The following is an 11,218-nucleotide window of genomic DNA, read 5'->3' as shown; positions in this document are numbered from 1 at the left end:
AGACTGGATATCCAAGAAGAAGAAATTCCATTTACCACAGTGACTCGTGAAAATCCACTCTTGCTCAAAGGAAAAACACAAGTCATTACTAAAGGTGTCAACGGGCACCGTACAAACTTCTACTCTGTGAGCACTGTTGATGGCAAGGAAGTGAAAACACTTGTAAATAGTGTCGTAGCACAGGAAGCTGTTACTCAAATAGTCGAAGTCGGAACTATGGTAACACATGTAGGCGATGAAAACGGACAAGCCGCTATTGCTGAAGAAAAACCAAAACTAGAAATCCCAAGCCAACCAGCTCCATCAACTGCTCCTGCTGAGGAAAACAAAGCTCTTCCTAAAGGTCCAGCTCCTGTGGCAACAGAGAAAAAACTTCCTGAAACAGGAAGTCACGATTCTGCAGGACTAGTAGTCGCAGGACTCATGGCCTCACTAGCAGCTTATGGACTCACTAAAAGAAAAGAAGACTAAGTCTTTTCGATAAAAAATAAACAGCGAGATCAAAGCTCGCTGTTTATTTTTTAATTAATCACCCAGTCCAAGACGGTCAAAGATATCATCCACTCGTTTAGTGTAGTAAAGAGGATTAAAGATTTCGTCGATTTCTTCTTGAGAGAGGCGTGATGTTACTTCTGGGTCTGCTTCGAGAAGCGGCTTGAAGTCTACTTGGTTATCCCAAGAGTAAGCTGTTTTTGGTTGTACCAAGTCATAAGCTTGCTCACGGGTCATACCTTTCTCAATCAAGGTCAACATTGCACGTTGGCTAAAGATAAGACCAAAAGTCGAGTTCATGTTGCGGATCATGTTTTCTGGGAAGACCGTCAAGTTCTTGACAATATTTCCAAAACGGTTGAGCATGTAGTCAATCAAAATGGTCGTATCTGGTGTGATGATGCGCTCAGCTGATGAGTGAGAGATGTCACGTTCGTGCCAGAGAGCCACGTTCTCATAAGCCGTAATCATGTGACCACGGATAACACGCGCAAGACCTGTCATGTTCTCAGAACCGATAGGGTTGCGTTTGTGAGGCATAGCAGATGAACCTTTTTGCCCTTTGGCAAAGAACTCTTCTACTTCACGTTGTTCAGATTTTTGCAAGCCACGAATCTCAGTCGCCATACGTTCGATTGAAGTCGCGATGCTGGCAAGAACCGCAAAGTACTCAGCGTGAAGGTCACGAGGAAGGACCTGTGTAGAGATTTCTTGAGCACGAATACCCAGTTTGTCGCAGACATATTCCTCTACAAATGGTGGGATATTGGCAAAGTTACCAACCGCACCAGAAATCTTACCAGCTTCTACACCAGCAGCCGCATGCTCGAAACGCTCGATGTTGCGCTTCATTTCGCTGTACCAAGTCGCCAATTTAAGACCAAAGGTTGTAGGTTCAGCGTGCACACCGTGGGTACGACCCATCATGATGGTGAACTTGTGCTCCTTAGCCTTATCAGCGATGATGTTGGTGAAGTTCTCAAGGTCACGACGGATGATGTCGTTGGCCTGCTTGTATAGGTAACCGTAGGCCGTATCTACCACGTCGGTAGAGGTCAAACCATAGTGGACCCACTTGCGCTCTTCACCAAGAGTCTCAGAAACCGCACGTGTGAAGGCTACCACATCGTGGCGAGTCTCTTGCTCAATCTCCAAAATACGGTCGATGTCAAAGTCCGCTTTCTCGCGAATCAAAGCCACATCTTCCTTAGGGATTTCCCCCAACTCAGCCCATGCCTCGTCAGCCAAGATTTCCACCTCAAGCCAAGCACGGTATTTATTTTCTTCACTCCAAATGTTCGCCATCTCAGGGCGAGAGTAACGGTTAATCATGTTGTTAATTTTTCCTTTCTTTTGATGTTTCACATCAGTTAGCAACCAGCAATCACTTTATTCAAATTCTCCAATTCTTTTTAGCGTTAATTCATGAAGTAAAACATTTAATCATAAACTTCCTATCGCAACCTCAAAAAACGATCTAATTATCATCGTCATCAGAATTGAAATTATCTTCAATAAATTTCTTCGCAATTTCATCCTTAAAGTTGTTATTTAGCCAACTTTCTCCATTCCTTTTTAAAATTCTTTGACAAATTAGTAATACGAACATAAAACATAACAAAGAGCCTAAAGAAATATACAATCTGATTTCTATACTTTGTTCTTGAAAAAAGTACACACTAATAGCCCAAGAAACAACAATAAAACTTATAAATAATTGAAATAATTTAAATTTATTAAGAATTTCTGGCTTTATATCCTCATCAGAGACCTTCACTTTTAAATTGATCAAAATGGCAATATTTTTAGGATCAATTATCCATGTAATGATTACTGTAATTAAACCAATAATAGTAAATGAAGTTTTATCAATATGATAAAAAATAAAAAATGCTAACAGTGGTATTATTATAAAAATGATTTTAAATAAAATACGAATGATTTTATCAAAAAATTTTAAATCTATAGTTTTGTATTTCTCAGGAATAAATGAATTTAGCAGATTTGATATTGCTAATATTTGAATTATAGGTGCCCCTAATTTTGAACTACTTTCAAAGAGAGCACTCATCCTCTGATAATTGTTACTATACTTATAAATCATAGCTAAAAATTCATTTGGTTGGATACTATCTGGAAGAAACATTGTCATTGTAAGCGTTAAGCTCAAAAATATCATGCCAAACCAAAAAATTGTTCCAAGCAAAAATGCTAAAATTAAATATAATAAGATTGTCCCCAGTAAAAAACGTTTTTCTCTAATAAACTTAATAAATGTTTGTACAAAGTAAATGAGTAAGGCACAATTTATTATACACATCAATAACGACACAATTAAAGTCGTAAGTGGTAAATAACTAAAAATTAAGGTAATGATTGCGTAAATCAAACTATTTACCAAAAAAGGTAATAAATATAATAACGCGTATATTATTCCTATTATATGCTCAGAGTCTATAGTTCTACTTTTAAAAAAATTATTAATTCTATCTAATAATATTTTGAAAGATTTTATTACTTTTTCTACAAGTGCCAAACCCTTTTTCTCCTTACTTTAAAATTCAACCACCTCATCCGGCACATCACTAAACAAAGTCACATGTCCCATTTTGCGGTTGTGTTTCGCTTCTATTTTACCATATAAGTGGAGGTGGGCGCTTGGATTTTCTGTCACATATTTTTCAGCGGCCTCGACGTGCTGGCCGAGAACATTGAGCATAACGGCTGGTACATGTAGTTTGATAGTCGGTAATGGTGCTCCCAGAACGCCCAAGATATGGGTATCAAATTGGGAGAAGTCGCAGGCTTCGATTGAATAGTGACCTGAGTTGTGAGGGCGCGGAGCAATTTCGTTGACAATAATATCATCAGCTGTCGCAAACATTTCCACGCAAAGTGTTCCAAACAAATTAAGTTGTTCAGCAATTCGCACTGCCATAGATTTGGCCTTTTCAGCTAGACTTTCTGAAATGCGAGCAGGCACAATGGTCTTAGATAGGATATTGTTTCGGTGGATATTTTCCTGAACTGGGAAGACTGTCACATCCTTGCCATTTCCTGACACGATGACGGAAATTTCAAGGTCAAAGTTGACAAATCCTTCTAAGACACAGTCTGCTGAATCAGCTAGCGTATAGGCTTCCTCCAAATCTTCTTCTGAGCGAATAACCTTCTGACCATGGCCATCGTAGCCACCAGTTGCAGTCTTGAGGACATAGTTTTTAGAGAGGTCGATATCTGCTAAGTCTTGGCTTGAAGTCACTACCTTGTAGGGTGCCACAGTGACTTGAGCCTTATTTGAAAGAAAGTCCTTTTCAAAGATACGGTTTTGAGAAATGCGTAGCAGGTCAGTCCCTTGTGGAAGCTGTCCTTCTTTGATAACAGCGTCAAGGCCATCTGCATCAACATTTTCAAATTCATAAGTGAGAACATCGCAACGGTCCGCCAACTGACGAAGGGCGTCCACATCATTATAAGGAGCCACGATGATTTCCGCCACACGAGAGGCTGGGCAATCAGCTGCTGGGTCCAGCGCGATAACCTTGTGGCCCATGTAGATAGCAGAAATGGCCATCATTTGACCCAGCTGGCCGCCACCGATAATTCCGATTGTTTTAGATGAGCTCATTTGTAGACTCCTCTGCGATTTTTCCTTGTTCTTCTGTGAAATCTGCCAAAGCTGTCGTGATAGCCTGATCCTCTACTGACAAGAGACGGATGGCAAATAGAGCCGCATTTGTCGCACCTGCTTCACCGATAGCCATTGTCGCAACAGGCACACCGCCCGGCATCTGTACAATCGAGTAAAGCGAGTCCACCCCACTAAGGGCACGTGATTTGACTGGTACACCAATGACAGGAAGGGTTGTTTTAGCAGCTACCATACCTGGCAAATGGGCTGCACCACCAGCACCTGCAATAATGACCTTGATACCACGGCTACGGGCCTCCTCGGCATGTTTGAACATGAGGTCAGGTGTGCGGTGGGCAGATACAACCTTCTTTTCGTAGGCTACTCCGAAATGGTCTAAGACTTCGGCGGTTTTTTGCATGGTTGCCCAGTCGGATTTTGAGCCCATGATGATGGAAATAATCGGTTTAGTCATAATTTTTCCTTTTTTCTTCTTTTTTGATAATGGTCTTAGGTGGTGGGGACGGAAGCAAACCTTCGGTTTCATTCCTAAACTTTGAGCCTAAGGTCTCAAAGTTTCCCCGACCAGAACAGATACTGTTCTGGTCTTTTCACCACGGCGACCATTATCTTACTTTGGCTCGCTTTCGCTCGCCATGACAAATTTAGTAACTGTTAATCTTTTATAGCCTTGCTTCCGATATCAGTTCGGTAAAAGAGACCTTCTGTTTGTTGTTGGGCGAGTTCTTGGTAGATGGTGTCTTGGGCTTCTTTGACGGTGGCTGCTGTGGTGACGAGCATATAGACACGTCCGCCGTTTGATAGCAGCGCTCTGCTATTTTCCGCAAACTTAGCCCCTGCATAGTAGGTGATGATGTCGCCTTCTGTCTTGGCTGACAACTTGACACCTTTTTCATAGTCTAGCGGATAACCGTTGGATGCGACAACCACACCCAGAGTCACACCCTTATCTGTCCAAGTGATATTTGGCTCCTTGCTATCCAGAATATCCGTAATATTTTGTGCAAAGTCAGAGGTAAGACGAGGCAGGATAATCTGGGTTTCAGGATCTCCAAAGCGAGCATTAAACTCGATGACCTTAGGTCCATCAGCTGTCAAGATAAGCCCCGAATAAAGAACTCCCAGATATGGACGCCCTTCTTGGATCATGCCCTCTAGGACTGGCTTGACAATAGTCTCAACCGCTGTATCAACTACACTATGTGGTAAGTGTGGAACTGGCGCATAGGCACCCATACCACCCGTGTTAGGCCCTTTGTCGCCATCATAGGCACGTTTGTGGTCCTGAGCTGTTGGCATGATGTAGAACTTATCACCATTGACAAAGGCAAAGAGTGAAAATTCCTCTCCTTCAAGGAATTCCTCAATAACCACACGCGTACCTGAGTTACCAAATTTATTGTCCAATAGCATCTCGTGAGCTGCTTCGATCGCTTGCTCGACTGTCTCAGCAACAACGACACCTTTCCCAAGCGCCAAGCCATCCGCCTTGACCACGATAGGCGCCCCCTGCTTTTCGATATATGCCTTGGCTTCCTCGAAAGCTGAAAATGTGCCATAGGCTGCTGTCGGAACGCCGTATTTGACCATGATTTCCTTAGCAAAATCCTTGGACCACTCCAGCTCTGCCGCCAATCTTGTCGGACCAAAAACCTTAAGCCCTGCCTGATTAAAATCATCTACAATTCCAGCAGCAAGGGCATCATCTGGCCCGATAAAGGTCCAAGCAATATCGTTGTCTTTTGCAAACTCAATCAATTTATAATGTTCGGAAATAGAGATATTTACCAATTCCAGACCATCCAGAGTCATTCCGTCATTCCCAGGAGCAACAAAAACCTTTTCTACCTCTTTTGACTCAAGCAACTTCTTAGCAATTGCATGTTCACGACCACCCGAACCGACAACAAGCAGTTTCATTCTTCAACCTCTTTTGCGAATTATTTACTAATATTATACCATAATCGTTCGTTTTAATCTTGTTTCATTCCGTATTTTTACGCAAAAAAGGAAAGAAACTGTTTTCTTTCCTTTAACGTTCTTAATGTCTAAAATGTCTCACCCCTGTGAAGACCATAGTCAAGCCATACTTGTCTGCCGCTTCGATAGATTCTTGGTCACGGACTGAACCTCCTGGCTGGATGATAGCCTTGATACCTGCTTTGGCGATTTCTTCCACATTATCCGCAAATGGGAAGAAGGCATCAGAAGCAAGCACAGCGCCGTCAAGACGGTCTTTAGCTTGGTCAATGGCAATACGGACTGAAGCCACACGGTTAGTTTGACCTGGGCCAACGCCAAGTGTCATGTGGTCATTGGTCACGATAATTCCGTTTGATTTGACGTATTTAATAGCTTTCCAAGCAAACTCAAGAGCTGTCGCTTCTGTCTCAGTTGGCTGGCGTTTGGTCACCACTTGCCAGTCAGCTGGGCTTTCCTTGACCACGTCTTGGTTTTGCACCAGAAGTCCACCAACTACACCTGTGTATTCTGCTTCCACTTCACTGGCCTCTTGAGCATCAAATGGCAAGGCAAGGATACGCAAGTTTTTCTTTTTGTTGGTCAAAATGGCTAGCGCTTCATCCGTATAGCTCGGTGCGATGATGATCTCGAGGAAAACGCCGTGCATCTTCTCAGCAGTCGCAGCATCCACCTCACGGTTGAGAACGACAATACCACCGAAAATTGAGACTGGGTCAGACTCATAAGCATAGTCCCAAGCAGTCTCGATGTCATCAGCTTGACCAATCCCACATGGGTTCATGTGTTTGAGAGCCACAACGGTTGGACGGTCTTTAAAATCACGGATAATACGAATAGCAGCATCTGCATCACGAATATTGTTGAATGACAATTCTTTCCCGTTAAGCTGTTTAGCGGATGCAATCGAGTAGTCAGTCGGCAAAGCTTTTTGGTAGAAATCCGCGTCTTGTTGAGGGTTCTCACCGTAACGCATGGCTTGCTTGAGGTCATAAGTCAAGGTCAACTTTTCAGGCTTGCTTTCACCCACTTGAGCTGTGAAATACTCTGCAATCAAGGCGTCATAAGCCGCTGTGTGACGGAAAACCTTGGCTGCCAAACGTTGACGGGTTTCGTAAGTCGTTTCACCATTGGCTGCCAATTCGTCCAAAACCACTGTATAGTCTGCAGGGTCTACCACAACCGTCACGCTGGCATGATTCTTCGCTGCCGAGCGAAGCATAGATGGCCCGCCGATATCGATGTTCTCAACCGCATCAGCGTACGTCACGTCTGGTTTGAGAATCGTTTCTTTAAAGGGATAGAGATTGACCACTACAAGGTCAATGAGCTCGATTTGATTGTCTTTGGCCGCTTCCAGGTGACTATCCAAGTCACGACGAGCGAGGAGTCCACCGTGGATATTTGGATGAAGGGTCTTGACACGACCGTCCATCATTTCTGGAAAACCGGTCACATCATCAATCGCAATGGTATCTACCCCAGCATTATCAAGGGCAACCTTTGTCCCACCTGTCGAGATAATATCCCAACCCAGTTTTTTAAGTTCTTGGGCAAATTCAACAATGCCCGCTTTGTCTGAGACGCTGATTAAGGCGCGTTTAGTCATGTTTTTTCCTTTCATTTTCAAACTCTCTACCTACGAATTTTTCGATTCATAAAGTGCAGGGAGACGATTACCAAGACTCCCAAAATTACTGTCGGTAAAAATCTCCCCCAATAGGGAATCTCTGGGAAGAAAAAATTTACCAGTAAACGTAGAATGATTGCCAAGGTAATCAAGGCAAGTGTTTCCAACCATTTTTTCATTTACTTGTCCAACAATTCTCTAATAACTTCCGGATACAACTTGTACTCTGCATCATGAATCCGAGCTTCAAAACTGTCAATGGTATCATCAGCTAGCCGTGGTACACGGACTTGTTTGATGACCTTTCCTGTATCCACTCCAGAGTCCACCCAGTGAATGGTCACACCACTCTCAGAGACACCAGCATTCCAAGCATCCTCAATCCCATGAGCTCCTGGAAATTCTGGCAAGTAAGCTGGATGGATATTGATGATTCGACCTTCATAAGCCGCCAATAAGGTGGGGCCGACGATTTTCATATAACCCGCCAAACAAACCAAGTCAATCTGATGTTCTTCCAAGAGCTCAACAAGGGCTGCTTCGTAGTCTGCCTTGCTCTCAAACTCCTTGAGTTCAAAAGCATAGGACAGAACGCCAAGCTTGTCTGACCGCTCGAGCACATAGGCGTCACGATGGTCTGAAAAGACAAACTCTACTGGAAATTGTTCCGCTATCACCTGAAAATTTGAGCCATTACCAGAGGCAAAAACCGCTATTTTTTTCATTTGATGATGACACTTTCGTTTTCTTTCTTGACGATACGACCAATTTCATAGACTGGTTCATCCAACAATTCCTTGACACGACTTACATTTTCAGGGCTAACTGCAAACATAAGTCCCACACCCATATTGAAGATTTCAAACATTTCTTCATGTTTGATCTGACCGTATTTTTCAAGGGCTTTGAAAATTGGAAGCACTGGAACCTTGTCTTCTTCAATCTCAGCTGCCAAGTCAGCTGCAAACATGCGAGGGACATTCTCAATAAAGCCACCGCCTGTGATGTGGGCAATGCCGTTGACCAACCCTTCCTTAATGAGTGGTAAGACAGCCTTGACATAGATACGAGTCGGCTCAAGAAGAACTTCCTTGAGTTTCTTGCCTTCCAATTCTGGCAGGACTTCCTCACCTGTGTAATCCGCAAAGACACGACGGACGAGAGAGTAACCATTGGAATGAATCCCACTTGAAGCAAGTCCGAGAAGAACATCTCCTTCTGCTACCTTTGAACCGTCAATGATTTGAGATTTTTCAGCCACACCGACCGCAAAACCAGCCAAGTCATAGTCATCTTCGCCGTACATGCCAGGCATTTCAGCCGTTTCCCCACCAATGAGGGCAGCGCCTGCCTGTACACAACCTTCTGCTACACCAGCGACGACTTGCTCTAGTTTAGCTGGTTCATTCTTCCCTGTCGCCACATAGTCAAGAAAATAGAGGGGCTCCGCACCTGCAGCGATGATATCGTTGACACACATGGCCACACAGTCCTGACCGATGGTATCGTGCTTATCGTACTTGATAGCCAGCATGAGCTTGGTTCCGACACCATCAGTCCCTGAAATCAAAACGGGTTCTTTAACCCCAGTCTTTGAAAGGTCAAACATACCACCAAAGCCACCCAGAGCTCCCATGACACCTGCACGCTCCGTACGAGCCACGTGCTTTTTAATCCGTTCAACAACTTCATAACCCGCTTCAACATCTACACCCGACTGGGCATAAGCATTTTTTGTCATTTATTTATTCCTTTTCTTTGAGAAGATTGCGACGTATTTTTAGATAAACAATTATTTTATCTAAAAATACTAGTCAGGGCTCTAGCTTTGATCCTATAGGACAAAGCGTCTACTGACAAATGCTTTAGCTTTTAGTCAGTAGTGAGACGTGAAGCATAAGCATTTTTATTTGCCATTTTTATATTCCTTTTCTTTAATGGAGGATTTATTGTCTATTTGTAAAAACTGGTCTTTTCTTCCAAACTTCTACGATAGTCTTCTTCGTAGTCATAGAGAGGTGTTGGGTAGTCACCGTCAAAGTAAGCGACACAGAGACCGCCATTTGGTGCATCTGTTTCAATCCCAATCGAATCAATCAAACCTTCAACAGAGAGGTAAGTCAGACTGTCCGCACCAATGATTTGGCGAGTTTCTTCGACCGTATGATTAGCTGCAATCAGCTCCTGACGGGTCTGGATATCAATCCCGTAGAAACATGGATAAGCTAGCGCTGGACTACCAATGGCAACGTGAACTTCAGTCGCACCCGCTTCTTTCAAAAGCTGAACGATACGACGAGAAGTTGTTCCACGTACAATAGAGTCATCAATCATAACAACACGCTTGCCTTTGACAACACCTGAAACTGCAGAGAGTTTCATCCGCACCCCTTGCTCCCGCAATTCTTGAGTCGGTTGAATAAAGGTGCGTTGGGTGTATTGGTTCTTGATAAGTCCCATTTCATTTGGCAGACCAGATTCTTCCGCAAATCCCATAGCTGCGCTGAGGGAAGAATTGGGCACACCGACCACGATATCCACCTCATGCTTGAATTCACGCGCCAATTGGGCACCCATACGTTTGCGAGCCGTATGGACATTGACACCGTGGATATTAGAATCAGGGCGGGCAAAATAGATATACTCCATAGAGCAAATCGCGAGCTGAGTATCATCCGTATAGCTATCATACTGGATTCCCTTGTCATCAATAATCACAATCTCACCTGGCTTCAAATCACGAATCCATTCAGCACCAATAACCTCAAAAGCACAGGTTTCAGATGAAACAACCACCGCTCCGTTGGCCATTTTCCCGATAGAAAGCGGACGGAAACCATTGGGGTCAAGAGCCGCAATCAACTTGTCCTCAAACAGCAAGATATAGGCAAAGCCACCTTTGACAAGGCTGAGCGCTTCTTTGATTTTGCCCATCAAGTTCGGATTGTGACTCCGACGAATGAGGTGAGCCAAGATTTCCGAGTCCGAAGTCGCGCTGAAAATCGCTCCTCTTTGTTCCAGTTCTTTCTTGAGAGAGGCTGCATTGGTCAGATTTCCATTATGAGCCAAGCCAAACTGCATATCGTGAAAACGGAAGAGGAAGGGCTGGATGTTATCTACAGAAGCTTCGCCAGCAGTCGCATAACGAACATGCCCAATCGCACCAGTTCCTGTCAATTTATCTAAGTTAGCAGGATTTCTGAAGACTTCTGATAGAAGACCCATATCACGATGGCGCTTCAATTGCCCCTGATCATTGGAGAGGATTCCTGCCCCCTCCTGACCACGGTGTTGAAGACTGTGGAGACCAAAATAGGTCAACTTAGCAGCATCTGGATGTCCCCAGATACCGAAAACACCACATTCTTCATTAAGAGATTTTACTTCGTATGTCATTTTATATACCTAATTTTTATTTGTGTAGCACCAAGAGCTAAATCTACATGACTTTTACATTACTGATA

At 43.6% G+C, this 11,218-nt stretch carries 11 protein-coding genes; 1 reads left to right on the top strand and 10 read right to left on the bottom strand.

Features of this window, described 5'->3' with window-relative positions; genetic code table 11:
• Nucleotides 1-471: LPXTG cell wall anchor domain-containing protein (locus tag KUA57_RS08990; RefSeq protein ID WP_218494116.1), on the top strand; the 471-nt coding region annotated here is incomplete at its 5' end.
• A 54-nt stretch (nt 472-525) separates the two neighbouring features.
• On the opposite strand, the gene purB is transcribed toward KUA57_RS08990, so the two are convergent.
• From purB to purF, 10 genes are all read right to left on the bottom strand, one after another.
• Nucleotides 526-1,824, bottom strand: a complete 1,299-nt coding sequence (gene purB / locus KUA57_RS08985) for an adenylosuccinate lyase (protein ID WP_218494115.1) — start codon at nt 1,822-1,824, stop codon at nt 526-528.
• Nucleotides 1,825-1,969: 145 nt separating this feature from the next.
• Nucleotides 1,970-3,028 carry a beta-carotene 15,15'-monooxygenase gene (locus KUA57_RS08980; RefSeq protein WP_070479632.1) on the bottom strand — a complete coding sequence of 353 codons (1,059 nt, stop codon included), beginning with the start codon at nt 3,026-3,028 and terminating at the stop codon, nt 1,970-1,972.
• Nucleotides 3,029-3,046: 18 nt separating this feature from the next.
• Nucleotides 3,047-4,120, bottom strand: coding sequence for a 5-(carboxyamino)imidazole ribonucleotide synthase (gene purK, locus KUA57_RS08975; protein ID WP_218494114.1), 1,074 nt, complete (start codon nt 4,118-4,120; stop codon nt 3,047-3,049).
• Entirely contained in the window at nt 4,107-4,598 is a 492-nt protein-coding gene (purE, locus tag KUA57_RS08970) for a 5-(carboxyamino)imidazole ribonucleotide mutase (RefSeq protein WP_218494113.1), read from the bottom strand. Before purE ends, purK begins: the two co-directional genes overlap by 14 nt.
• A 200-nt stretch (nt 4,599-4,798) precedes the next feature.
• Nucleotides 4,799-6,064, bottom strand: a complete 1,266-nt coding sequence (gene purD / locus KUA57_RS08965; protein ID WP_218494112.1) for a phosphoribosylamine--glycine ligase — start codon at nt 6,062-6,064, stop codon at nt 4,799-4,801.
• 121 nt (nt 6,065-6,185) lie between these two features.
• A complete protein-coding gene (gene purH, locus KUA57_RS08960; RefSeq protein ID WP_218494111.1) occupies nt 6,186-7,733 on the bottom strand; it encodes a bifunctional phosphoribosylaminoimidazolecarboxamide formyltransferase/IMP cyclohydrolase in 1,548 nt (515 codons plus the stop codon).
• 26 nt (nt 7,734-7,759) lie between these two features.
• Complete coding sequence (locus KUA57_RS08955; protein ID WP_218494110.1) at nt 7,760-7,933, bottom strand: hypothetical protein; 174 nt, start codon at nt 7,931-7,933, stop codon at nt 7,760-7,762.
• Nucleotides 7,934-8,479, bottom strand: a complete 546-nt coding sequence (gene purN, locus KUA57_RS08950; protein WP_218494109.1) for a phosphoribosylglycinamide formyltransferase — start codon at nt 8,477-8,479, stop codon at nt 7,934-7,936.
• Entirely contained in the window at nt 8,476-9,495 is a 1,020-nt protein-coding gene (purM, locus tag KUA57_RS08945; protein ID WP_153220675.1) for a phosphoribosylformylglycinamidine cyclo-ligase, read from the bottom strand. The genes purN and purM overlap by 4 nt, the downstream gene beginning before the upstream one ends.
• Nucleotides 9,496-9,707: 212 nt before the next feature.
• Nucleotides 9,708-11,150, bottom strand: coding sequence for an amidophosphoribosyltransferase (purF, locus tag KUA57_RS08940; RefSeq protein WP_061864854.1), 1,443 nt, complete (start codon nt 11,148-11,150; stop codon nt 9,708-9,710).
• Nucleotides 11,151-11,218: the final 68 nt, after the last annotated feature.

Source organism: Streptococcus vulneris (genome assembly GCF_019218685.1).
Lineage (GTDB): Bacteria > Bacillota > Bacilli > Lactobacillales > Streptococcaceae > Streptococcus > Streptococcus vulneris.
This window is presented reverse-complemented; position numbering and strand designations above follow the sequence as displayed.